The following is a 23228-nucleotide window of genomic DNA, read 5'->3' on the forward strand; positions in this document are numbered from 1 at the left end:
CGGAGCGAGCTCGATGGTCGGGCTCGGGGTCGCGCGCACCTGTCGCAGCAGCGGCGCGAGGTCGTCGTCGGCGCCCACGGCGATGACGGCCTGCGGAGTGCCCGTGCCGGCTGCCGAGGCCCTCGCGACGAGGGCGCCTGCCGATCGATCTCCGGCGCCGGGCCGGGAGGCGGAGGCGAACGCGGTCAGGGCTTCGGTCACGAGGACGGCCGGTCCGTCGGTGGCCTCGGTGACGGGGGTGAGGAGCAGCATCGCGGCACCCTCACCGAGCGGAATCGACGTGGCCGACCCGATGGCCCGAGCGAGGCGGATCCGCTCCGCGCTGAGCTCCTCCGTCGCCCCGACCACGACGCGCTCGGCCTGCCCGCCGCCGATCATCCGGCGCGCGTAACGGAGCGCGGTGATCCCGGTGACCGCACCCGCGATCACCGTGGCGTTGGGACCAGTCAGGCCGTGCCTGATCGCGCTCTGCCCAGCGGCGAAGTTCATGACCGTGTTCGGGAACCGCGACGGGTCCACGAGGTACGGTCTGCTGCCCGATAGGCCGTCCTGCGTGAAGCGGATCGTGCTAGCCACACTGCCCATGCTCGTGCCGAGGATCAGCGCGGTTTCCGGACCGACCGTCGTCCCTTCGGAGCAGAGCGAGGCGAGCGCCGACAGCGCGATGCCGGTGGCTCGGTCGAGCGTCCGCACGCTCCCCGGGCCGGCTTCCGTCCGGAGATCGAACCCCTCGATGGGGCGGGCCAGCGCGTCCTCGACTACGGTGGACGGCGCCTCGGCGCCGGTGGTGAGGGCGTCGAGCACCGTTTCGAAGCCGTACCCGAATCGGGAACGTGCGGCGATCGCGGCGATGTGGAGTGGTCGCCTCGGAGTCGAGGTCGTGGACGAGTGGTCCGCGCGCAGTGCGCTGGGTGGTGGGACGGAGGACACTGGGGCCTTTCGAGGTGGATGGGGTGGGACGCGGTGGGTCCTGGGCGGAGGGCGTCGGGGTCAGAAGAACAGGACGGCGGACGAGTCGAGCCATCGCCGCGCGAGGTCCGCGGCGGTGACCAGGCGCACGCCGGCTCGGAGGGGCGCGGCACCGAGGAGGGTGCGACAGGATTCCAGTTCGACCAGCACCTCCGTTCCGTCGTCGATGACCGCATCGAGTCCGTCGAGGGGGATCGAGCCCCAGTCCGCGAGGGGAGCGTCGGTGGATCGGCGGCTCGCGAGCAGCACGGCCTCGCCGCGGAGCGAGACCTCGAGGTCGCCCCGACACTGCGCGGAGCACACGCGAACCTGGTTGAGGGAGTCGAGGTAGGCCCGTTCGACGTCACCGCGGAAGGGCTGGTCGAGCACCACGTGCCAGGGCCCGTTCACGTCAGACCCACCGAGATGACGGTCCGAGCCCGCCGGCTCGTGGCCACGAGCCGCATGGCGAGCCTCACGTGCGCCGCCGGCGCGTGGCGAAGCAGGTTGCGTTCGTCGCTGCAGAACCGACAGGCGTACCACTCCAGGCGGTCCTCTTTCTCATCAATCATCCGGAGGACGATCGACTGGGTCGACGGGTAGTCCTGATCGCGCGCCAACGCGTTCGTCGGCTTGACCGACGGATGGCCTTCCTGGGTGAGCCAGTTCGCGAACCCGCAGGTCCAGACGATCACCCTCCCACCGCGGTCGAGGACCGCACGGATGCAGCGGACCGCGGTGCTGACCGACTCATCACCGAACGGTGCGGCGGCGAGGATGACGAACAGGTCGGCGGGCGCCTGCGCCGGCCGCGAGGATGCGGGTGCCGTCGGGGTCATCGCCACACCACCCGCCAGGCCGGGTCGAGCAGCCGGTCGGCCACATGGTACTCGTCGACGACGATGACGTCCCGCGGCAGCTCAGGCGATCCGCGACGTCGAAGCGAGTGCCGGTCGACCAACCGTTCATAGGGAGACGCGGTCGTGGCGATGGGCTCGTCCGCGCAGCTCGCGAGGAACTCGCTCAGCGCGTCGCCCGCGAAGACGAGTTCGACGAGACACCCCTCTGCGGCGAGTGCCTCCGCGTCGCGGCGGAGGCCGTCATGGGCGATGGCGGCACGCCGGATCGCGATCAGGCACCAGCGGCCGCTCATCGTCCGCACTCCGTCCGTCGCGCCGGCTCGCCGAGGTGCGCGTCGAAGTGATCGCGGAGGAGTCCGTCGTAGCGCTCCGGGTCACGTGACGCCCAGGTGAGGTGCGCGGCGCGTGGATCGACCGTGCATCGTGCCGTCGGATAGCGGGCGGCGAACGCGCGCACCTCTGCGGCGCTGATCACGCGATCACGACGGCCGACGAGGAACAGGGAGGGCGTCGTCAGCCGGGGCGGCGGCCAATCCGGTTCGGCGATGATCGTCCTGGCGAACCATTCGGCGAACCGCCCAGCGCGCTGCGCCTGCGCCGGGGTACGCCCCGCGAACTCCGCTCGACGGGCGACGATGCTCCCGATCGCCCGCCCGGTGGACCGTTCCGGGCCCGAGTCGCAGACCAGTGCGTCGATGGTCCCCGCGCGGCCGGTCGCGGCGAGCCGTGTCGCGGCCCACGTGGAGAAGGAACAGGCGAACAGCCCGATCCGCCCGGTGACGCGCGGGTCGGAGCGGACGCGGTCGACGACCGCAGCAAGGTCCGCCACCTGCCTGTCGGACATCCGCATGAAGCGACGCCGACGGTCGCTCCGGCCGTGGTTGCGCAGTTCGAAGACGACGACGTGATGCCCGGCGGCTCTGATCGCCTCGCACTGCCTGGCGACGTCGCCGGCGGTCTGTCCGAGCCCGTGCATCACCACTACGCAGTGCGGTCCCGTCGAGTCGAGGAACCAGCAGGCGACCCGGACGCCGTCCCTGCCCGACCGCACCGTGATCCGCTCCGCCACCGGTTCCGGCCAGAGGGGGAGGTCGGGGACGTCCGAGGGGGCGGGGTGGAAGGTTCCGAGTACGCCCGAGATCGCGGCGACGGGTGCCCAACGGCGCGCGGCGGTCCGGAGGCTCATCGGCGCCCTCCGTCGGCGTCGGGGCGGCCGGGCAAGGTGGAGATCTCGATCCGCGACCACTCACCGGCCACCGCGACGGTCGTGAGCGTGCCGCCCGGGCCCTCGGCGAGGTCCGCGAGGGCGACCGCCTGATCGATCGAGCCACGACGGAGGGGTGACCGTTCGGCGTCAACGCATTCACCGTCGAGGTCGATGACACGGTGCAGGGCCGCGTTGTCCTGCGCGCGGTCCGAGAAGACGAGGTGCCGGTGGCCGCTTCGGCCAGCGGACGGAGCGCCGCTCGCCTCCTGACCGAGGCGGAGAGGCGAGTCCTCGCCGTGGAGGAATCCTCGATCGACCGTGACGCGGGCGACGACGGCGTCGGTGTCCGGCGCATCATCCTCCGCGGCGAGGACGAGGGCCACGGCACCCTCGCGGACCCGGCCCGAACCGTCGGCGTCGACTTCGGCGCACACGATGACGGCTCGGTCCACCCGGCCGAGCGCGAGAGCGTGAGCCGCGCCTGCGAGCGCGTCGGTCAGCCCGGTGCGCGGGCTGGTGATGGCGACGGCCATGCCCTTGACGCGGTGATCCCGGACGAGGCGGTCGCCCAGGAGGTTCACGGAGAAGTACGGTGCCGAGAGCGGGCTGAGGCCGTCCGACCCTGACGCGAGCACCTCCGCATCGATCTCCTGTTGCATCCGTTCCGCGAAGGTCGACGTCACGATCCAGGCACCACGACGGTCCGCCGGACAGGCCCACAGCATCTCCTCCGGCAATCCGGAGACCGCCGCAGCCGCCAATTGCACGCCACGCGGGAGGAGCCGGACGCCGCGTCCGGGGAGGTGGTCCGACGGCCTGAACCAGTCCGCCCCGCAGCCGGACGCGACGGCGTCATCAGGAGGTAGGACCCGGTGCGTTCCGAGGATGATCGTCACGTCGGGATCCCTTCGAAGAGCACGGTCGAGTTGCTCCCGCCGAACGCGGACGCGTTGACGGCGATACGGGGCGGGACGTCCCAGGTGACCGCCGCGGCAGGCAGCCGGGGTGCCGCGGACGGGATCGGTTCACCCACGTCGACGTTCGCGGGCAGCAGCCGGTTCGCGGAGATGAGACAGGCGGCAACGAACGCGAGGCTCGCTGAGGCGCCACCGGTGTGCCCGAGCAGCGCCTTCAGGCTGAACCAGGGCGCATCGGGCCGACGGGCTTCCAGCATGGTCGCCTCCACGGCGTCGTTGCGCTGCGTGCCCGTCCCGTGCGGGATCACCGCGTCGGGCCCCTCCTGGTCGGCGCTCCAGGAACTGAGAAAGGCTCGTTCGAGTTGTTCGCCGGATTCGTCCGGGGCGGTCGGGTGCGTCGCATCGCAGCTGAAGGCGGATCCCACCACGCGGGCGACAGGCTCGGCGGGGTGCGTCTCCGGGACGAGCAGCAATGCGCCCGCTCCCTCGCCGAAGACGGTGCCCCGCCGGTCGACGGCGAACGGTCGGCATCCTTCGGCGTCGAGTGCGCCGAGCCGGTTGAATGCGGCGAGTGCGCTCCGCGAGTAGGCCTCTGCGCCGACGACGAGCGCCGCGTCCGCCTCGCCGACCGACAGGAGGTCGACAGCGTGGCCCAGCGCATAGGCCGACGCGGCGCAGGCGTTGCTCACGCAGACGACCGGACCCGTCGCGCCGACGGCGTCGGCGATCAGCGTCGCCGTCTCGAACGCGCTCTGCTCGCTCGCTCGACCGTCCGAGGAACGCGCCGCCTCCTGCCCTGTGGTCTCGCCCATACCGGTGCCGACGACGACGGCCAGACGGAGGCTTGCCCCGTCGAAGCCTCGTCCGGCCGCCTCGTCGAGCGCCTCCCGCGCAGCGGTGATCCCGAATCCGGCGGCACGGTGGCCCAGCACCTCGTCGTCACCGACGCGGAACATCGAGCGCACGGGCGCGGACAACGCCTCGTCGTCGGTGCGCCGGGGCGCGGGGCGATCGCCCTTCATGGCCCGCCACAACGCCCCGACCCCGACGCCCGCCGCGCTGACCGCTCCGAGGCCGAGCACGTGCAGCACCGGCGTCGTCGTCATCACAGCGCGCCGAGCAGGCGGTCGTCGAACTCGATCATGGACCAGTCGGACCGGCTCTCGATGACGGCGTACCCGTGGGTGATGGTGCCGGTGGCCACCAGGACAAGGTCGCTGTCGCGGATCACGTAGCTGTCCATGCGCGCGGTGTAGGTGGCACGTTTGAACACCTGGACCACCTCGAAGACGGTGATGAGTTCTTCCTCCATAAGCGCCTCGGCGACCATGGAGATGCGCGACACCGGGACGACGGGGATCCAGTCCTGCTCATCGAGTAGGGTCCGGATGCTCACGCCATGGGCCGCGAGATAGCGGTCGACGACCTCCTCGAGGTTCCGAAGGTGCCCGCTCATCTGCAGGCGCACGGTGTGGTGGCAGTAGGGGTAAGGGATGTGAGACCGCCAGACCAGCGCCGATCCGCCCCGGGCCAGGAGCTCGACCGGCACCGTCGGGCTGGTCGCTCCGTCGGATGTCGGCAGGCCGGCCGGGACCGGGAGTCGGTCGACCGGCGGCTCGGCGCGGCTGACCCGACGCGCGATCCGGTCGACGACGGCGCCGGACAGGACGTCCGGCGCCGCTGCGGCGACACCGGTGTGGCGGTCGTCACGGCGGAGGGAGACGTGCACCGTGGAGGTGACGGCTTTGAGCGTGGCACCGGCGCGTTCGACGAACAGGACCACCCGGAAGGCGGCCGCATCGTCGACATCGTCCAGGCGGCTGGTCTCGCCACGGACCTCGTCGTCGATGTGGAGCGCGTGAAGGATCCTCGTGGTGACGTCGACGAGATCCAGTCCGAGGGCGTACTCCTCGAAGAGCTGCCCGGGGCCGAGGTCCGCGGCCCGGAAGTGCGCCAGGACCGCTTCCTCGACGAGGTAGTTCACGTGTTTGAAACCGATCCACGTACAGATGTTCGTCCCCTCGAAGCGGGGCCGAAGGGTGGAGCGATGGGTCGAGCCGATCGCGAGCCGGCCGGAGTCGAGGCCGTCGACCGAGCGGGGGGACGGCTGCGGGGTGGTGATGGTCACAGTGATGCCTTCCATGCGTGGTGGGGATGTGGGGATGGACGCGGGGTGGAGTCGGGACCGCGGTGCGGTGCTCCGACGTCGGGCGGTGCGATGCACCAGTGGTGCAGCGACATGGGGTCGTCGACCATCGGGAAGTGTGCCGATCGATCGAGTTCGAGCAGCGGCAGGTCGAGTCCGGCCTCGCGGGTGCGGGCCCGGAGCCTCCGCGACCCCGAGGGCGGGGCCGCCGTGTCGAGCGCTCCGTGGGCGAGACGGATCCCGCCCGGCAGGTCGTGCACCGGGAGATCGGCCGAGTGGAGGTAGGCGGTGTAGAACGCCAGCCAGCCGTACGCTCCGATCCGTTCGCGTACGTGGCGGGCCATGTCGAGCACGCGGTCGGACGGCGCGTCGGCACGGATCCCCGACGCCCGGATGCCTTCCGCGAGCACCTCGTCGAAGCGTTCGACGAACGAAGCGAGGTCAGTCCAGCGGACCTCTGCCCGCGCCCCCTGGTAGAAGGTCGAGACGAGCACGGTCCGCCCCGGCGTGGGGAGCCCGCGCCGACGAGCCACGCACAGGTACCCGAGTAGGAGCGTCGCGGCGTAGGAGTGCGCGACGACGAGCTCGGCGCCGGAGCACGCGGCGGCGAGGAAGTCCTCCACGAGTGCCAGTCGGGGCAGTTCGTCGCCGTCGGGCGAGGCCCACGGCGGGGCAGGGATCTCGACCTCGACCTCGCGACCGATGGCCTGCGTCAGTGGACGCCAGACCGACGGGGTGCCGGCGAGGCCGCTCAGCAGGCGGACGGGCGCGGTCATCAGCGCACATCCGGGCCGAGGAGCGCGCGGAGCGGCGCGGCGAGCGTGGCGAGTTCGACCGACGACGCCCACTCCGGAAACACGCCGCGCTCATCGACCGCCGGCCGGCTGCGCGCCCAATCCGGCCCGAGCAGCAGCGCGATCGACCCCTCGACGAGAGCGACGCTCGGGTACAGCGTCCGGGACACCTCCGAGGGGGCCTCGGCACAGACGACGAGCACGCGGGACGCCCGACCGTGTCGGAGCAGCCTCGACGCCCAGCGCAACACCGCAGCGCCATCGAAGCCGTCGTCTACCGTGAGACAGACACCGGTCACCCCCAGTCGGATCGCCAGCTGCGCGGCCAGGACGTTCTTGCTCGCGTTCGGCAAGTCCATCGGACTGAGTGATCCGCTGCCCGCTCCGGCGATGCGTTCGGCGGCGGCGGCGGTCGTCTCGAGCGAACCGGACAGCGTCGCCGCGACGATCGCCGTCCCATCGCCGCGCTCGACCGGATGTTCGGCGACCGCCTCGAGCGCGGCCGCCGCCGCCAGCAGGGAAGCCCTCGTGTTGTACCGCAGGCCTCGGCGCCCGAGCCGTGCCTGCAGGTCCGGGTCGACCCGGGTCGATGCCTGCCGCAGATGTTCCGGCCGCAGGATGCCGAGCTCGGGGAGCATGACGCCCGCGGCGAGCAGGCCGCCGCCGGTCGACGGGGATTGGGTCGCGTGCGCGCTCATCGCGATTCGTCCCGGTCGAGGACGGCGACGGCGTTCAACCCACCGAAGCCGAAGGCGTTCACTTGGGCGACATGGTGCTTCGGCAGCGACCTGGGAGCGGTGACGAGGTCGAGTCCCGCCGCCGCAGCCGTCGGTGAGGTGAGGCCGAGGATCGGCGGGACTACACCGCGGTGCAGCGTCTCCGCGGCCATCACGAGGCTGAACAGGCCAGAGCCACCCGAGGTGTGACCGGTGGCACCCTTCACCGCGACGACCGGAGGAGTCGCCCGACCCGTCCAGACCAAACGGATGGCGGTCGCCTCCGCATCGTCGTTGAGGATCGTCCCGGTCCCGTGGGCGAAGACCACGTCGACGTCGGACGCGCCGACGCCGGCGAGCGCGTGCGCTGCCCGGATGCAGGCGGCCATGCCGTCGGGGTCCGGAGCGGTCACGTGCACCGCGTCGCAGCCGAGCGCGACACCCCGCAGGACCGGACCACGTCTGGCACGGGACAACACGACGGCCGCAGCCCCCTCGCCCATGAGGACTCCCTTCCGCTCGGCGTCGAATGGGGTGACGGCCTCGGGCGGCTCGGGCTGCACCCGGTCGAGCAGGCCGAACATGCTCGAGGAGATGACGTCGACCCCGCCGACCACCACCGTCTCGGCCTCACCGTCGTCGATGAGGTCGGAGGCCATCGCGAGGGCGTAGAGCGAGGCCGCGCACGCGTTCGAGATGGTCTCGACCCGACTGCTCCCGAACCGGGCCCGGACCGCCTCGCCCAGCGTCGACGAAGCCGTCGGAAGCGGCTCGCGGGCGATCCAGGCAAGTTCGGCGCTCCTCGTCTCGCCGAGGCCCGTCCCGACGATCACCGGGAGGTCGGCCCCCTCGTCGAGTCCCGCCTGGGCCAGCGCCTGCGCGATCGCCTCGACGAGCAGCGCCCCGGCCCGACCCGGTGTCGCAGCGGCGAGACCGTCTCCGAGTTCATAGGCGTGGCGCGCCGCGTACCGGCCCTGCAACGGGTCCGCCAAGAGGGCGACACCGCTGTGCCCGGAGAGGATGCGGTCGAAGCACTCGGCCGCGTTGGCGCCGACCGAGGTGACGGCTCCCCGCCCGATGATGCGGACGGGGTCACCGGCACTCGCGTTCACGACGCCGCTCGCAGCAACAGGACGGCATTGTTCCCACCGAAGGCGAGTCCGTTGTTCTGGACCACCCGCAACGGGGCATCGATGGACTCGTTCGGCACGCAGTCGATCGGGCAGGCGTCGTCCGTCGTGCGGTGGTTGATGGTCGGTGGGATGAAGCCGCTCTCGAGTGCCTGCGCGGAGGCGATCGCGCCGATGGCGCTCGCCGCGCCCATCGAGTGGCCGATCATCGACTTGATCGAGATCGTGCGCGGCGGCTGCTCCCCGAACACCCGGACGAGCGCCGTGCACTCGGCGACGTCGTTCGCCTTCGTGCCGGTCCCGTGCGCCGAGACGAGGTCGACCTCATCGGGACGGATGCCGGAGCGCTCGAGCGCCTTCGACACGCAGGCCGCCACTCCGGCGATGTCGGGCGCCACCGGGTGGGACGCGTCGCAGGTGAGCCCGTAGCCGATGACCTCCGCCAGGACGGTCGCGCCTCTGGCCTCGGCCACCTCAAGCGGCTCGAGGACGAGGATCCCCGCGCCCTCGCCGGTGAGGATGCCGGACCGGTCCGCATCGAACGGACGGCACAGGTCCGGGGCGATGGTGCCGAGCCGGTAGAAGCCCGTGAATGTCTTCCGGCACAGGGCGTCCGCGCCGCCGACGAGAGCCAGGTCGGCCTCCCCGGCGACGATGGCGTCGTATCCGTACCCGATCGCGTAGTTGCCGGCGCTGCATGCCGTCGCGATGGTGACCAGGTCGACGAGCGTCGAGTCGACGAGCTCCGCGATGCCGGCCGCGAGGTGGACCGGGTGCACGCGCCCGGCGAGGACCGGGTCGATCCGAGCATCCGGGTCGCGGAGGCGGTCGGACAGCTCGTCGAGGTCCTGCGACTCGCCGTCCGTCGTGCCGACCGCGATGGTCACCCGGGCGTCGGCGAGCTGCTCGACGTCGAGACCGGCGTCAGCGAGGGCGAGCGTCGCCGCCTGGCGGGCGAACGACGCGGCACGCCCGAAGCGGGGGTCGTCTGCGGGTGGATTCGCAACCTCGCAGCCGTGCGCGAAGGCGAAACCGGTCGTGTCGAAGGAGGTGATCGGCGCAGCACCGCACCGTCCTTCGCGCAGTGCCTCGCGGAACGCGGTTGCGCCGATCCCGATCGACGTGACCGGCCCGACGCCCGTGATCGCGACCCGTCGGCTGCGGTCGCTCATGCCGGGGTGGAGGCGGTGGAGGCGTCGAGAGCCTCGGCGACGACGGTGTGGATGCCTCGCAGGTTGACCATCCGGGCCATCGACGCCTGGGGGATCTCGATGTCGAAGAGTCGCTCGAGTGAAGCGAGGATCTCGATGGCTCGCATCGAGTCGGCGTCGTGCTCCTCTTTGAAGAGCGAGTCCGTGCTGACGGCGGCGGGGTCCACTTCGAGGATCTCGCAGACCTCCTGCTTGATGGTCTCCTGCTGGGTGGGGGTGAGTGCGGTCATGGTTCTCCTGTCGTCGGGAGCGGACGTGGTGCTCCGACGCTATGAACCGCCGCTCCGCCACGACAATGGGGTACGACCCCAGGCGGGCCGCATGGGGTCCGCCGATTGTCCGAAACGACCCCGCAAGTCGCTCGGCGACCTCAGCCGCACCGGCTTGCACGATCATCGGTCTGGCCGAGAGGGTTGCGGGTGCCAGTGGGGCGGCGTATACCTGCACTGACCGCTTGAACCTGAGGAAGGGCACCCATGGACGCCGGAGAACGACGTGACCACGAACGCGCCAACGCAGGGCGCTCCGGCACCCTGAGCGATGCGACGGGGTTCTGGGTCGTGATCGCCTTCGCCCTGTTCGCCGGCGGCATGTGGGCGTTCGGCGAGGCGTTCCGCACGGACGTCCTGCAGGCCGTCTGGTTCATGGGTGGCATCCTCATGATCGCGCTCGCCATCTTCATCCCGGCGCATTTCGCCAGCAACAACTGACCCCCAGCCGGACGTTCGCCGACCGTTTCCTGAGCGTCCGGCCGTCCGGCCGGAGGCCGCCGATACGGTCCTGTTCAGCGCGCTACGCTGGCTGAGCAGACACGAGGACGGCACATGGATTCCACGGTGGTCATCATTCCCACCTACAACGAACGCGAGAACCTGGAGAGGATCGTCGCGCGCGTCCGTGTCGCTGCTCCCTCCGTCGAGGTGCTCGTGGTCGACGACAACTCACCCGACGGCACCGGAGCGATCGCCGACCGGCTCGCGGCCGAGGACGACGCGGTGCACGTGCTGCACCGCACCGGCAAGGAAGGGCTCGGCGCCGCGTACAAGGCCGGCTTCGCCTGGGCACTCGGGCGCGGATTCGGCAATGTGGTCGAGATGGACGCCGACGGATCCCATGCCCCCGAGCAGTTGCCGGCACTCCTCGCGGCCACCGCGGACGCGGACGTCGTCCTCGGGTCGCGCTGGGTCCCGGGCGGCACCGTCGTCAACTGGCCCAAGCATCGCGAGGCCATCTCGCGGGTCGGCAGTGCCTACGCCCGGTTCGCGCTCCGGCTCCCCGCCCGCGACGTGACCGGCGGCTACCGCGTGTTCAGCGCTGACGCACTGCGTCGGCTGCAGCTCGACGAGGTCCACAGCCACGGCTACGGCTTCCAGGTCGACATGCTCTGGCACGCGAACCGCGCCGGTCTGCGGATCGTCGAAGTGCCGATCACCTTCACCGAGCGGACGCTCGGGGCCTCCAAGATGACGAGCGGCATCGTCGTCGAGGCGATGCTCCGCGTCACCTGGTGGGGCGTCTGCGAACTGACGGACCGCATCATCGGGCGTCGTCCGGCAGCGTCACGGGCGGCCGCCGGCTCCTGAGTCGCGGCGGCGCCCGTCGGCGGGTGGGCCGTCAGCTGCGGCGCGGCCCCGAGGAGATGACCGGAGCCGAGCCGATGAGATCCTCGTCGTCGACCGCGTCGACGAGGAACGCGGCGACGTCGCAGCGTGGGATGCGGAGCGAGCTCGGCCAGCTCCCCGGTGGTGACGACACGACCGGGCGTCGGGCGTCGCTGGCCGAGAGCACAGTCGGGTGCACGATGGTCCAGTCGAGCTCCGAGCGGCGGAGGAACGCGTCCGCCTGCTCGTGATCGGCGTAGACGGTGCCGAGTCGGAGGAAGTGCGTCGCCCACCGCAGGCCGGCGGGGACGCTCCGGACCGACTCGCCGGCACCGAGTGCGGAGAGGAGGACGATTCTGCGGAGGCCACGCGACCGCATCGCGTCCGTCACGATGCGCACGGCGTTCGAGATGAGATCGGGAGGACTCACCTGGCGCGCCCACGGCCAGTCCGACGAGCCGATGTTGCTGAGGGCGATGATGACGGCCTGCGCGCCACGCATGGCCTCCTCGACGTCCTCGCTCCGCAGGGGAGACCCCTGGACCACCGTCAGCCGGTCGCCGGGGACGACGGCTGTGGGGTCGCGCACGAGGGCGGTGACCGAGTGGCCGCGGCGAAGAGCCTCGCCGATGATGAGTCGCCCGGTGCGGCCGCTCCCACCGATCACGAGGAGCTGTGCCACCGTCGCCTCCAGATCGTCGAACACCGGCCCGACGGCGCAGGTGCTGCGACCGTCGGGACGGTTCCATCGTTCCCGACGGAGCGACGGAGGACATCGGGGACAACCCGTGGAGTGCGGCGGTGACCGCGTTCGGTCGGGCGGTCAGGCCTTCGCGGCCGCCGGCTTCCGGGCCGGAGCCTTCCGAGCTGCCGGTGCCGCGGGCTTCGCGCCTGCCGGCCGACCGGCGCTGAGCGACGACTGCTCCGGCATCGGCTGCAGCGTCGTGAACCGTGACAGCTGGGTCACGTGGTGCGGCTGCAGCTCCTCGAGCGATGCGACGCCCAGGAGCTTCATCGTGCGCACGATCTCGCCCGAGAGGATCTGGATCGCGCGGTCGACGCCCTCGCGCCCACCTGCCATGAGTCCGTACAGGTACGCGCGGCCGATGAAGGTGAAGCGCGCACCGAGCGCGACGGACGCCACGATGTCGGCGCCGTTCATGATGCCGGTGTCGAGGTGCACCTCGGCGTCCTTGCCCACCTCGCGCACGACGCTCGGCAGGAGGTGGAACGGGATCGGCGCGCGGTCGAGCTGGCGGCCGCCGTGGTTGGAGAGCTGGACGGCGTCCGCACCGAGGTCGACGGCGAGCTTCGCATCGGCGACCGACTGGACGCCCTTGACGATGAGCTTGCCCTTCCACTGCTCGCGGATGTACTTGACCTCGTCAGGACCGACGGTCGGGTCGAACATCGTGTCGATGAGCGCCGCGACGGTTCCCGACCAGCGGTCGAGGCTCGCGAAGGCCAACGGCTCCGTGGTGAGGAAGTTGATCCACCACGCCGGGCGGGGGAGCGCGTCGACGATGGTCTTCGGGGTGAGCGACGGCGGGATCGTCATGCCGTTGCGGACGTCGCGCAGGCGGGCGCCGCCGACGGGGGTGTCGACCGTCACGACGAGGGTGTCGTAGCCGGCCGCTGCCGCGCGGTCGACGAGCGCCATCGACCGTTCGCGCTCACTCCACATGTAGAGCTGGAACCAGTTGCGGCCACCTGGTGCCGCCGCCTTGACGTCCTCGATCGAGGTCGTGCCCATGGTCGACAGGGTGAAGGGGATGCCCGCGGCCGCTGCGGCGGAGGCTCCCGCCCGTTCGCCCTCGGTCTGCATCATGCGGGTGAAGCCGGTGGGAGCGATGCCGAAGGGGAACGCGACGCGCTCGCCGAGGACGTCCCAGCCGGTGTCGACGTTCGCGACGTTCTTCAGGACGGCCGGGTGGAACTCGATGTCCTGGAACGCCTGCCGTGCCCGGGCCAGCGAGATCTCGCCCTCGGCGGCGCCGTCGGTGTAGTCGAAGGGTGCCGTCGGCGTGACCTTCTTCGCGATCGTGCGCAGATCGCTGATGGTGGTGGCGGCCGCGAGGCGTCGCCGGCGGGCGTTGAACTCCGGCTTCTTGAACTGCATGAGCGGCAGGAGGTCGTGGGGCTTGGGGATGCGGCGTTCAACCATGGTCTGTCTCTTCTTTCCGCGAACTGTCGCTTGAGGTGGGTGTCGAGGGGTGCGGACTGTCGTCTTCTGACAGTTCGCGAGCCTGGTAGTAGTTGGTGATGTGGGAGCGGACGGACTGGCGGGCCAGCTCGGCGTCGGCGTGGCGGATCGCCTCCACGATGCCCCGGTGCTCGGCGCGCAGGCGGTCGGCGGTGGCTGACCACGACGCCAGTTGTGGGACACCGGCCAGGACGTAGCGTTCGATGGAGTCACGGAGACCCGACATCGTGGCGACGAGGACCTGGTTGCCCTCCGCCTCGGCGAGCGACAGGTGGAACTGCGCGTCGAGGGCGAGGAACTCGGCCTCCGTGAGGGTGGGCTGGTCCATCGCGTCGAGCAGGGACTCGGGGTGCGTGAGATCGGGGACGGCTGCTTCGGCACGCGACGCCAGACTGTGGACGACCGCAGTCTCGATCACGAGCCTGGTGTCGACCACGTCCTGGACGGCGAAGCCCTGCGCGGCGACCTGGAGCCGCATGAGAGTGGCCATGCCACCCGACGGCGTGGCGACGATGATCGCGCCGGCGGTGGGGCCGGATCCCGTGTGGGTGCGGATGAGCCCCAGGACCTCGAGGACGCGGATCGCCTCGCGGACACTGGACCGACCGACGCCGAGGTCGATCGCGAGCTGTCGTTCGCCGGGCAGGCGGTCGCCGGGGGTGAGGACACCGCTGAGGAGGTCCGACTCGATGCGGGCGAGCACGACCTCCCAGGCCCGGGGCTCCGCTGCTGCGGTGGCGGGCGGCGTCGCGGGGGCCGCTGCCGTCACTGGTGCGTTCATCGATCCTCCTTCGACACTGCGGTGTGGTCAGACCACAAAGCCTACCTCTTGAACCGATTCAACGCGAGCCCATTGTGAACTTTTCTCCGTCGCGGCACGTGCCCGCGCCCGTGGCCCGTGTCGCAGGGCGTGCCGCGAGCGCGGGCACGTGCCCGGGCGCCAGGAACTCAGGTGCGGAGGACGATGTTCTCCGGCTCCTCGTCGGCCAACAGATGTTCGATCTGTCGACGCAGGAGACGCGCCATCCGCGGCAGCATGGCGCTCGTCGCGCCTCCGATGTGCGGGGAGACGAGCACGTTCGGCAGGGACCAGAGCGGGTGGTCGGCGGGCAGCGGTTCGGGGTCCGTCACGTCGAGCGCCAGCCGGATGCGACCGCTCGTCGCGTGCTCCACGAGTGCGTCGGTGTCGGCGACGGGGCCGCGGGCGACGTTCACGACGAGGGCGTCGTCGGGCAGTGCCGCCAGGAAGTCGTGTCCGATCAAGCCGCGGGTGCCGTCGGTGAGTGGTACGACGACGATGACGATCTCGGCGTGTGGCAGGAGTCCGGGCAGTTCGTCGATGCCGTGGATCGGCCCTCGCTCGTCCTCCCGTGCGCTCGACGCCACCCGGGTGACCTCCACCTCGAACGGGAGCAGCCGCTCCTCGATGGCCGCGCCGACCCCGCCGTACCCGATGAGGAGCACGCGGCGGTCGGCGAGGCTCGGGCGCTGGCTCTGCAGCCACTCGCCCGTCCGCTCGGCGCGCACGAAGTCCGGGATGCCCCGCTGCGAGGCGAGGATGAGGCCGACCGTGAGCTCCGCCGTCGACGCCTCGTGGACGGTCGCCGCGTTGGCGAGCGTGATGCCCGCGGGGAGGAGGTCCGCGAGGCCGTCGTAGCCGATCGACTGCACCTGGACGAGCTTCGGCGTCACCGCGGCGACGTTCGCGAGCGGCTTGTTCGAGCCGAGGTACACGGGCACGACGAGGTCGATGTGCTCGACCGGCGGTTCGGCGCGCAGATCCCATTCGACGAACTCGACGCCCTCGGGGAGGGGGCCCTGCGACAGCACCTCCTCGCGCAGGTCGGCGGGCAGGCTGACGATGAGTGGAGAAGCGGTCATGCTGCGACGCTACCGGCTGACGGACGTGGAGCCGGCAGGCTTGCGCGGCTCGTAGCGGGTCGGCTCGAAGGAACGGGCGACGAGGGCGCGCAGGGACTCGAGGTCGCCGTCGATGATCCCCACCGCCCTGGCCTGCACCAGGACGTTCCCCAGCGCCGTCGCCTCGACCGGGCCGGCGATGACGGGGATCCCCGCGCGGTCGGCCGTCAGTTGGCACAGGAGCGTGTTCTGGGATCCACCGCCGACGACGTGGATCGTGCGCACCTGGACCCCGGACAGCTCGGAAGCCGTGTGGACCGCATCCGCGAACGCCTGGGCCAGGCTCTCGATGATGCACCGGACGAACTCGGCACGGGACTGCGGCACCGCACGCCCGTGCTCGACGAGGAACTCGGCGATGCGCGCCGGCAGGTCGCCGGGGGCGAGGAACCGGGGGTCGTTCGCATCGAACACCGAGACCGGTGCGTCGACCGCGGCGGCCTGGGCGATGAGCCCGGGCAGGTCGATCGTTTCGCCACCGCGCTCCCAGGTGCGCACCGACTCGCTCAGGAGCCAGAGTCCCATCACGTTGTGCAGGAAGCGGGTGCGTCCGTCGACGCCGCCCTCGTTCGTGAAGTTCGCCGCTCGACTCGCCTCGGTGAGGACAGGTCGTTCGAGCTCGACCCCGACGAGCCCCCACGTGCCGCACGAGATGTAGGCGGCATCCGGGGTCGTCATCGGGACGGCGACGACCGCTGAGGCCGTGTCGTGTGAGCCGATGGCGGTGACGGGCGTGGACGAGGGCAGACCGACCTCGGCGGCGACCGCTTCGAGGAGCGTCCCGATGCGATCGCCCGGCTGGACGATGGGCGGGAGGACGGCCGCCGGGATGCCGAGTCGGGTGAGGAGTCCGGCGTCCCACCTGGTCGGTTCGCCGGCGCGGACGAGGCCGGTGGTCGACGCGTTGGTGGCCTCGGCGACGCGAGCACCGGTCAGCCAGTGCGCGATGAGGTCGGGCACCAGGAGCGCGGTGTCGGCGACGTCGAGCATGCCGGCGTCGCGCTCGGTCGCGAGCTGGTAGACGGTGTTGAACGGCAGGAACTGCAGGCCGTTCACGCGGTAGAGATCGGCGAAGGGGACCGTCCCGTGGACCGCCTCGACACCTGCCGCCGTCCGTTCGTCGCGATAGTGGAACGGTGCGCCGAGGAGGCGCCCCTGCCGGAGGAGGCCGTAGTCGACCGCCCACGAGTCGATGCCGATGCTCGCGAGGTGCGGCTCCTGCTTCGCTGCGCCCGACAGCCCCGCGACGATCGAGCGGTACAGCTCGAGGATGTTCCAGTGCAGGCCGTCCGGCGTGCGGACGGGCGTGTTCGGGAACCGTGCGACCGGCACGAGGCGCAGCTCGCCGGGACCGACGTGGCCGAGCATGACCCGCCCGCTCGTGGCCCCGAGGTCGACCGCCGCGACGGTGCCGCTCCGGCCTGCCGCACTCATCGCAGGAAGGCTGCGGCCACGCCCGCGTCGACGGGGATGTGCAGTCCGGTCGTGTGGCTGAAGTCGCTCGTGCAGATCGCGAAGACCGCGTTCGCGACGTTCTCGGGCACGACCTCGCGTTTGAGGATGGTGCGCTGCGCGTAGAACTTGCCGAGGTCCTGCTCGTCGATGCCGTACGTCTTCGCGCGGTTCGCACCCCAGCCCGAGGCGAAGATGCCGGAGCCGCGGACGACGCCGTCGGGGTTGATGCCGTTCACCTTCACACCGTACTCGCCGAGCTCCGCGGCGAGGAGGCGGACCTGGTGGGCCTGGTCGGCCTTCGTCGCGGAGTAGGCGATGTTGTTCGGGCCGGCGAACACGGAGTTCTTCGACGAGATGTAGACGATGTCGCCGCCGAGCTTCTGATCGATGAGCACGCGTGCGGCGGCCTTCGAGACGAGGAACGAGCCCTTCGCCATGACGTTGTGCTGGAGGTCCCAGTCGGCCTCGGTGGTCTCGAGGAGCGACTTCGACAGCGAGAGGCCCGCATTGTTGACGACGAGGTCGAGCCCGCCGAAGGCGAGGACCGTCTCGTCGATCGCGGCCTGGACGGCGGCCTCGTTCGAGACGTCGGCGGCGATGCCGATCGCGACGTCCGTGGTGCCGAGCTCGGCAGCCGCCGCCTGCGCCTTCTCCAGCGAGAGGTCGGCGATCGCGACGACCGCGCCCTCCGCGACGAGACGTGTGGCGATGGCCTTGCCGATGCCGGATGCGGCACCGGTGACGAGCGCGATGCGGGTCGCGAGTGGCTTCGGCGCAGGCTGACGTTGCAGCTTCGCCTCCTCGAGTGCCCAGTACTCGATCGCGAACTTCTCGGCCTCGTCGATCGGCGCGTACGTGGAGAGTCCCTCGGCCCCGCGCATGACGTTGATGGCGTTGACGTAGAACTCGCCGGCGACGCGGGCGGTCTGCTTGTCCTTGCCGAAGCTGAACATGCCGACGCCGGGGACGAGGACGATGAGGGGGTCGGCGCCGCGGATCGCCGGGCTGTCGGCCGTGGCGTGGCGGTCGTAGTAGGCCTGGTAGTCCTCGCGGTAGGCCTCGTGCAGGGTGCCGAGGCGCTCGATGACCTCCTCGACGCTCGCCGTGGCGGGCAGGTCGACCGTGAGTGGCTTCACCTTGGTGCGGAGGAAGTGGTCGGGGCAGCTCGTGCCCAGTGCGGTGAGACGCGGGTGCTCCGCCGAGGCCAGGAAGTCGAGGACCTCGGGGCTGTCGGTGAAGTGGCCGACGACGGGGCGGTCGGCGGAGGCGAGCCCGCGGATGGTGGGCGCGAGGGCCGCCGCCTTCGCACGACGCTCGGCCTCGGGCAGGGCTGCGTAGCCGTCGAGCGGCGGACCGAAGGGCTCGGGGCGGGAGTTCGTCTCGATGTAGGCGGCCGCGGTGTCGATGATCCACAGCGAGTTCGCCTCGGCCTCGTCGGAGGTGTCGCCCCAGGCGGTGATGCCGTGCCCGCCGAGGATGGTGCCGATGGCCTGCGGGTTGTCGGCCTTGATGGCAGCGATGTCGAGGCCGAGCTGGAAGCCGGGGCGACGCCACGGGACCCACACGACCTTGTCGCCGAAGATCTTCGCGGTGAGTTCGGGGCCGTCGGCGGCGGTCGCGATGGCGATGCCGGAGTCGGGGTGCAGGTGGTCGACGTGGGCCGCGTCGACGAGGCCGTGCATGGCGGTGTCGATCGACGGGGCCGCGCCACCCTTGCCGTGCAGGGTGTAGTCGAAGGCGGCGACCATCTCGTCCTCGCGGTCGAGGCCGGGGTAGACGTCCTGGAGGGCGCGCATGCGGTCGAGGCGGAGGACCGCGAGACCCTCGGGCTTCAGCGTGCCGAGGTCGCCGCCGGAGCCCTTGACCCAGAGGAGCTCGACCGGCTCGCCCGTGACGGGGTCGATCTCGGTGCCCTTGGCCGAGGTGTTACCGCCGGCGTAGTTGGTGTTCTTCGGGTCGCTTCCGAGGCGGTTGCTGCGGGCGATGAGCTCTGCAGCGGTTGGGTTCACGGACATTCGCACTCCTTCGTCGGGGCACGTCCGTGCCCGGTGTTCAATCGTGTTAAGTATGACAAGAAGTCACAGATCTCGCAATGGCGATGTCCCGATCTCAGGAGAACCTCGGCGCGTTGCGGTCGTCGCGGAGCGACGCGCGCGGTGATTCCTGAGAACGGGACGTGCGGGGCCGGGTGCTCAGAGGAGTTCGACGGTGTCCCGGTAGGCGTCGAGCGCGGGGTCGGCGGGGTCGAGTTCCGTGACGAGGAGGTCGATGTCTGCCAGGGCGAAGCCGACCGCCATCGCGCGCTGCCCCAGCTTCGAGGACGCGGCGACGAGGATCGTCTCGTCCGAGGCGCGGGCGAACGCCTGCTTGACCTGCGCTTCTTCGAGGGTGACCTCCGAGCTGCCGACGGTCGGGTCGATGGCGGCGGCCGACAGGAAGAAGCGCCGGTAGAGCACCGACGACGCCGCCTGGCAGGCGATGGGGCCGATGAAGCTGTCGGTGCGCGACTCGGCCTGGCCGCCGACGAGGATCGCGGTGACCTCACGGTTCGCGCCGGCGAGGAGGAAGTTCGGGTAGGAGTTGGTCGCGACCGTGAGCGTCGACTCGCCGAGCAGTCGACTGATGCCACCGGCCGTGCTGGAGGCGTCGATCGCGATCGCGCCGTCCGTCGGGATGAGTGACCGGAGCTTCTCGACGATGGCACCCTTCTCGCGGACGCCCGTCGCAGACCGTTCGGTGAAGGTCTTCGGACGCAGGGTGGGGATGGCGCCGCCCCGGACACGCCGCACCAGGCCGAGCTGCTCCAGGTCGGCGAGGTCGCGTCGCACGGTCATCGAGGACACGTCGAGCTCTGTAGCCGCGTCGTCGAGGCGGATGGTGCCGTCGCGTTCGAGGATCGCGGTCAGTCGGGTCCGTCGTTCCTCTGCGCCGAGCGTGCCGGTCGTGGCCATGTCGCCCCTGTCCATCGGTGTCGGACGTGTCCGTTCGTGTCCGTCTCAACAGGATGTCACAGCGGGGAGGGTGCTAAACGGTTCCCAATTCAGGAGCACCCCGGCGCGTCGCCGACATGACACGGCGTGGCGTGCCCGGCGCGCCGCGAGCGTCCTGAGTTACGGATGAGCAGAGATATATGAGCATCTGGAACTTCTAGAATGACGCCATGGAAACCACACATGAACCAGTCCTCGCCGGTCGCACGGCGATCATCACCGGAGGCGCCCGCGGGCTCGGGCTTGCGATGGCCACGGTGCTCGCCGAAGCCGGCGCCCAGGTCGCCCTCCTCGACCGCTTGGAGACGGTGGCCGACGCCGCGTCGGTCCTCGATGCACAGGTCTCGCCCGCGGTGATCGGGCTCCCGGTCGACGTCACCGACGAGGGGTCGGTGAACGCCGCGCTCGACCACGTCGCGGATGCCCTCGGGACGCCCGACATCCTCGTCAACAGCGCCGGGATGACGCACGGCGCCCGCGCGATCGACACCGAGGTGGCCGATTGGGAGCGACTCTTCCGGGTGAACGTCACCGGGACCTTCCTCGTCTCCCGGCAGTTCGCGAGACGTTTCGTCGCCGATCGTCGCGACGCCGGCCACCTCGCGAGCATCGTGAACGTGTCCTCGATGTCCGCATTCGCGGTGAACGTGCCGCAGACGCAGGCCGCATACAACGCCTCGAAGGCCGCCGTCTCCATGCTCACGAGCAGTCTCGCGATCGAGTGGCTGCCGCTGGGGATCCGAGTCAACGCCATCGCGCCGGGCTACTTCGCGAGCGACATGACGCGTGACTTCGTCGCCGCCAATCCGGACATGGCCGAGGACTGGGTGTCGCGGATCCCGGCCGGCCGGATGGGTGAGCCGGACGAGCTCGGCGACCTCGTCGTCTACCTCGCCGGTGAGCGCTCCTCCTACGTCGTCGGGCAGAGCTTCCGGATCGACGGCGGGTACACGCTCATCTGACGGGCGATGACGACGACGGCCCGGAGCGCATCGGTGGATGCGCGCCGGGCCGCTGTCATGCTGGGCCGTCCTGGCTCAGTGCTGGGGCACCGTCGGGATACTCCGAGTCGTCTCCGCCTTCGCCAGGGCGTCCTGGTCGACCCGCATCAGGAACGTCACCGCGAACCCGACGAGGTAGGTGCAGGCGAGCGCGATGACGGTCGTCGTCGTGCCGAAGGACGTCCAGAGCAGGGTGACGAGCAGCGACCCGACGAACTGGGAGAGTCCGGCGGAGAGGTTGAGGAGCGCGACCGCGCCGCCGCGGTGGTTCGGCTCGAGCGCAGGCATGAGCGCCGACAGTGGGACATAGGCCGCGACCGCGAACCCGAACATGACGACGGCGATCCCCGTGAGCCAGGGGTTGGGCCCGACGACGAGCGGGATGAAGTAGAGCAGGAGCGTGGACGCGAACATGCCGAGGCTCCCGAACCAGCGCACGGTCCGGATCCAGCCGATGCGGTCGCCGACGATGCCCCAGAGGAGGTTCGTGAACACCGTCACGATGTACACGAGGCCCCACAGCTGCAGCCAGGTGCCCTGCTCGAAGCCGATGTCGCGGACGAAGACGATCGGCAGCATGACGATGAACCCGTAGAGCGAGATCTGGTTGATGACGCGCTGGAGCATGCCGTAGGCGAGCTGGACGTTCCGGAACGGCAGGGCGATCGTGGTCGCGAGGGTCTCGCCGAGGCCCCGGAGGGTGCGGGGCTCGGAGGTCTCCGGTCCCTTGCCGCGCACGAGGACGCCCGCGAGCACGCCGCCCACCGCGATGAAGGCGATCGCGCCCCACATCGTCTCGACGGCTCCGAACGCCGGGATGGTGAAGCTCGGCAGATACGACCCGAACACGCCGACGCCGACCGAGTACGAGCACCAGAACCAGCCCATCGCGGACGAGAGCTTGTCCTGCGGGGCGGCGTAGGAGATCCACACGACGAACCCGAAGACGAACAGCGGGTAGGCGACGGCACGGATGGCGTACATCACCATCATCATCGCGAAGTCGTGCTGCATGATGCCGAAGTACACGAAGCCGGCGTGGAAGACGATCCACCCGGCGGCGGCGGCGATCATGATGCGCCGCGGTCCGAAGTACTCGGCCAGCACACCGGAGGCGAACGCCCCGATCGCGACGATCAGGCCGTAGACGGTGAAGAGCGAGCCCACCTGGTCGGTGCTGAAGCCCTCGCTCGTCACGAGGAAGTCCGAGAGGAACGCCTGCTCGAGCCCGTCGCCGGTCATGAAGAAGGCGATCGCGACGTATCCCCAGAGCAGTGGACCGGAGAGGCCGAGGAAGGCCTTCGGTGGTCGGGTGCCGGGGGATCCGATGCTCGCTGCAGGTGTTCCGATTGGTGAGGACATGCTCTCTCTCCATTGAGGTGGGACGCGTCGACGACGCGTGGAACCCAGGGGAGTTCTGAGCAGAAAATATATCAGAGTGTGGCCTGACCACGTCCGCTCGCCCATTTCCGGGCGAGAGAGGTCCCGCTCGCCCATTTGTGGGCGAACGAATCCCTAGGAGGCGGCGTCGATGAGCGTCTCGGCGGCGCGACGAGCGTGCAGCGCCGCTTCGGGAGAGCCCGTGATGGCGGCGGTGGTCTGGGCGCCCTCGGCGAGGATCGCGAGCTGGGGGGCGAGCGATGCCGGAGCGCCGGCGTCGGCGACGAGGTCGGCGACGTAGTCCTGGAAGGACGCCTTGTGTTCGCGGGTGATAGTGGCGACCGCCGGCGAGACGCCCCCGAGTTCCCCGAAGGCGTTGATGAAGCCGCAGCCGCGGAACGAGTCGTCACTGAACCAGCCGGCCAGGTAGTCGTAGATCGCGAGGAGTCGGTCGCGGGGCGTCTCGGCGTCGTCCACGAGCGCGCTGACGCCGGTGGTCCAGAGCTCGTGTCGACGCTCCATGACCGCGAGGACGATGTCCTCCTTGCTCGGGAACTCCGAGTACAGGCGCTTCAGCGACACGCCGGCCGCCGAGCGCAGTTCGTCCATGCCGACGGACTGGATGCCCTTCGCGTAGTACAGGCGGTCGGCGGAGTCGACGATGATGTCGCGCACGGAGGCCGGTGTCGCGGGTGCGGCCGCCGGGCTCGGCGACGCGATCGTCATCGTCTGTTCGCTGGTCATTCCCT

At 70.7% G+C, this 23228-nt stretch carries 25 protein-coding genes; 3 read left to right on the top strand and 22 right to left on the bottom strand.

Going from position 1 to position 23228, the window contains the following annotated elements:
- The 13 genes from IFT89_RS20220 to IFT89_RS08600 form a co-directional block, all read right to left on the bottom strand.
- Positions 1 to 930 (bottom strand): beta-ketoacyl synthase N-terminal-like domain-containing protein (locus IFT89_RS20220; protein WP_202938738.1); only part of this gene is annotated, 930 nt, incomplete at its 3' end.
- A 60-nt stretch (positions 931 to 990) separates the two neighbouring features.
- Positions 991 to 1359: a hypothetical protein gene (locus IFT89_RS08545; RefSeq protein WP_137244211.1), complete on the bottom strand. Its 369-nt coding sequence runs from the start codon at positions 1357 to 1359 to the stop codon at positions 991 to 993.
- Positions 1356 to 1787 (bottom strand): hypothetical protein, encoded by a 432-nt coding sequence (locus IFT89_RS08550; RefSeq protein ID WP_137244210.1) that lies wholly within the window; start codon positions 1785 to 1787, stop codon positions 1356 to 1358. The genes IFT89_RS08545 and IFT89_RS08550 overlap by 4 nt, the downstream gene beginning before the upstream one ends.
- The gene (locus IFT89_RS08555) at positions 1784 to 2101 is read right to left on the bottom strand and encodes a hypothetical protein (protein ID WP_137244209.1); all 318 of its coding nucleotides are present in this window, start codon (positions 2099 to 2101) and stop codon (positions 1784 to 1786) included. Before IFT89_RS08555 ends, IFT89_RS08550 begins: the two co-directional genes overlap by 4 nt.
- Complete coding sequence (locus tag IFT89_RS08560) at positions 2098 to 2994, bottom strand: alpha/beta hydrolase (protein ID WP_137244208.1); 897 nt, start codon at positions 2992 to 2994, stop codon at positions 2098 to 2100. Before IFT89_RS08560 ends, IFT89_RS08555 begins: the two co-directional genes overlap by 4 nt.
- Positions 2991 to 3911, bottom strand: a complete 921-nt coding sequence (locus IFT89_RS08565; protein WP_137244207.1) for a hypothetical protein — start codon at positions 3909 to 3911, stop codon at positions 2991 to 2993. Before IFT89_RS08565 ends, IFT89_RS08560 begins: the two co-directional genes overlap by 4 nt.
- Positions 3908 to 5038, bottom strand: a complete 1131-nt coding sequence (locus IFT89_RS08570; protein WP_137244206.1) for a beta-ketoacyl synthase N-terminal-like domain-containing protein — start codon at positions 5036 to 5038, stop codon at positions 3908 to 3910. The genes IFT89_RS08565 and IFT89_RS08570 overlap by 4 nt, the downstream gene beginning before the upstream one ends.
- Positions 5038 to 6060 (bottom strand): hypothetical protein, encoded by a 1023-nt coding sequence (locus IFT89_RS08575; protein WP_194719014.1) that lies wholly within the window; start codon positions 6058 to 6060, stop codon positions 5038 to 5040. The genes IFT89_RS08570 and IFT89_RS08575 overlap by 1 nt, the downstream gene beginning before the upstream one ends.
- Positions 6057 to 6854: a hypothetical protein gene (locus tag IFT89_RS08580; protein WP_137244205.1), complete on the bottom strand. Its 798-nt coding sequence runs from the start codon at positions 6852 to 6854 to the stop codon at positions 6057 to 6059. The genes IFT89_RS08575 and IFT89_RS08580 overlap by 4 nt, the downstream gene beginning before the upstream one ends.
- Positions 6854 to 7570, bottom strand: a complete 717-nt coding sequence (locus IFT89_RS08585; protein ID WP_137244204.1) for a hypothetical protein — start codon at positions 7568 to 7570, stop codon at positions 6854 to 6856. Before IFT89_RS08585 ends, IFT89_RS08580 begins: the two co-directional genes overlap by 1 nt.
- Entirely contained in the window at positions 7567 to 8700 is a 1134-nt protein-coding gene (locus IFT89_RS08590) for a beta-ketoacyl synthase N-terminal-like domain-containing protein (RefSeq protein WP_202938739.1), read from the bottom strand. The genes IFT89_RS08585 and IFT89_RS08590 overlap by 4 nt, the downstream gene beginning before the upstream one ends.
- Entirely contained in the window at positions 8697 to 9890 is a 1194-nt protein-coding gene (locus IFT89_RS08595; RefSeq protein WP_202938740.1) for a beta-ketoacyl-[acyl-carrier-protein] synthase family protein, read from the bottom strand. The genes IFT89_RS08590 and IFT89_RS08595 overlap by 4 nt, the downstream gene beginning before the upstream one ends.
- Positions 9887 to 10159, bottom strand: a complete 273-nt coding sequence (locus IFT89_RS08600; RefSeq protein WP_137244202.1) for an acyl carrier protein — start codon at positions 10157 to 10159, stop codon at positions 9887 to 9889. Before IFT89_RS08600 ends, IFT89_RS08595 begins: the two co-directional genes overlap by 4 nt.
- Positions 10160 to 10405: 246 nt before the next feature.
- On the opposite strand from IFT89_RS08600, the gene IFT89_RS08605 reads away from it, so the two are divergent.
- Both IFT89_RS08605 and IFT89_RS08610 read left to right on the top strand, forming a co-directional pair.
- A complete protein-coding gene (locus IFT89_RS08605) occupies positions 10406 to 10639 on the top strand; it encodes a hypothetical protein (RefSeq protein WP_079706387.1) in 234 nt (77 codons plus the stop codon).
- Positions 10640 to 10753: 114 nt separating this feature from the next.
- Positions 10754 to 11512 carry a polyprenol monophosphomannose synthase gene (locus IFT89_RS08610; protein WP_137244201.1) on the top strand — a complete coding sequence of 253 codons (759 nt, stop codon included), beginning with the start codon at positions 10754 to 10756 and terminating at the stop codon, positions 11510 to 11512.
- A 31-nt stretch (positions 11513 to 11543) separates the two neighbouring features.
- On the opposite strand, the gene IFT89_RS08615 is transcribed toward IFT89_RS08610, so the two are convergent.
- The 7 genes from IFT89_RS08615 to IFT89_RS08645 all read right to left on the bottom strand — a co-directional run bounded on the left by IFT89_RS08615 (position 11544) and on the right by IFT89_RS08645 (position 20059).
- Entirely contained in the window at positions 11544 to 12212 is a 669-nt protein-coding gene (locus tag IFT89_RS08615; protein WP_161578679.1) for an NAD(P)-dependent oxidoreductase, read from the bottom strand.
- A gap of 141 nt (positions 12213 to 12353) precedes the next feature.
- Positions 12354 to 13694 carry an alpha-hydroxy acid oxidase gene (locus tag IFT89_RS08620; RefSeq protein WP_191942022.1) on the bottom strand — a complete coding sequence of 447 codons (1341 nt, stop codon included), beginning with the start codon at positions 13692 to 13694 and terminating at the stop codon, positions 12354 to 12356.
- Positions 13687 to 14514, bottom strand: a complete 828-nt coding sequence (locus tag IFT89_RS08625; protein WP_191942021.1) for a FadR/GntR family transcriptional regulator — start codon at positions 14512 to 14514, stop codon at positions 13687 to 13689. Before IFT89_RS08625 ends, IFT89_RS08620 begins: the two co-directional genes overlap by 8 nt.
- 167 nt (positions 14515 to 14681) lie before the next feature.
- Entirely contained in the window at positions 14682 to 15614 is a 933-nt protein-coding gene (locus IFT89_RS08630) for a 2-hydroxyacid dehydrogenase (protein ID WP_202938741.1), read from the bottom strand.
- Between the two features lie 9 nt (positions 15615 to 15623).
- On the bottom strand, positions 15624 to 17087 hold the full coding sequence (locus tag IFT89_RS08635; protein ID WP_202938742.1) for a rhamnulokinase: 1464 nt from the start codon (positions 17085 to 17087) through the stop codon (positions 15624 to 15626).
- On the bottom strand, positions 17084 to 19123 hold the full coding sequence (locus IFT89_RS08640; RefSeq protein WP_202938743.1) for a bifunctional aldolase/short-chain dehydrogenase: 2040 nt from the start codon (positions 19121 to 19123) through the stop codon (positions 17084 to 17086). Before IFT89_RS08640 ends, IFT89_RS08635 begins: the two co-directional genes overlap by 4 nt.
- 177 nt (positions 19124 to 19300) lie before the next feature.
- Complete coding sequence (locus IFT89_RS08645; protein WP_202938744.1) at positions 19301 to 20059, bottom strand: DeoR/GlpR family DNA-binding transcription regulator; 759 nt, start codon at positions 20057 to 20059, stop codon at positions 19301 to 19303.
- A 209-nt stretch (positions 20060 to 20268) separates the two neighbouring features.
- On the opposite strand from IFT89_RS08645, the gene IFT89_RS08650 reads away from it, so the two are divergent.
- The gene (locus IFT89_RS08650) at positions 20269 to 21060 is read left to right on the top strand and encodes an SDR family NAD(P)-dependent oxidoreductase (RefSeq protein ID WP_202938745.1); all 792 of its coding nucleotides are present in this window, start codon (positions 20269 to 20271) and stop codon (positions 21058 to 21060) included.
- A gap of 75 nt (positions 21061 to 21135) precedes the next feature.
- Here IFT89_RS08650 and IFT89_RS08655 read toward each other — a convergent pair whose 3' ends face one another.
- Both IFT89_RS08655 and IFT89_RS08660 read right to left on the bottom strand, forming a co-directional pair.
- The gene (locus IFT89_RS08655) at positions 21136 to 22461 is read right to left on the bottom strand and encodes an MFS transporter (RefSeq protein ID WP_202938746.1); all 1326 of its coding nucleotides are present in this window, start codon (positions 22459 to 22461) and stop codon (positions 21136 to 21138) included.
- A gap of 153 nt (positions 22462 to 22614) precedes the next feature.
- The gene (locus tag IFT89_RS08660) at positions 22615 to 23205 is read right to left on the bottom strand and encodes a TetR/AcrR family transcriptional regulator (RefSeq protein WP_194645683.1); all 591 of its coding nucleotides are present in this window, start codon (positions 23203 to 23205) and stop codon (positions 22615 to 22617) included.
- Positions 23206 to 23228: the final 23 nt, after the last annotated feature.

Source organism: Plantibacter sp. CFBP 13570, from assembly GCF_014841395.1.
Taxonomy (GTDB): Bacteria; Actinomycetota; Actinomycetes; order Actinomycetales; family Microbacteriaceae; genus Plantibacter; species Plantibacter auratus.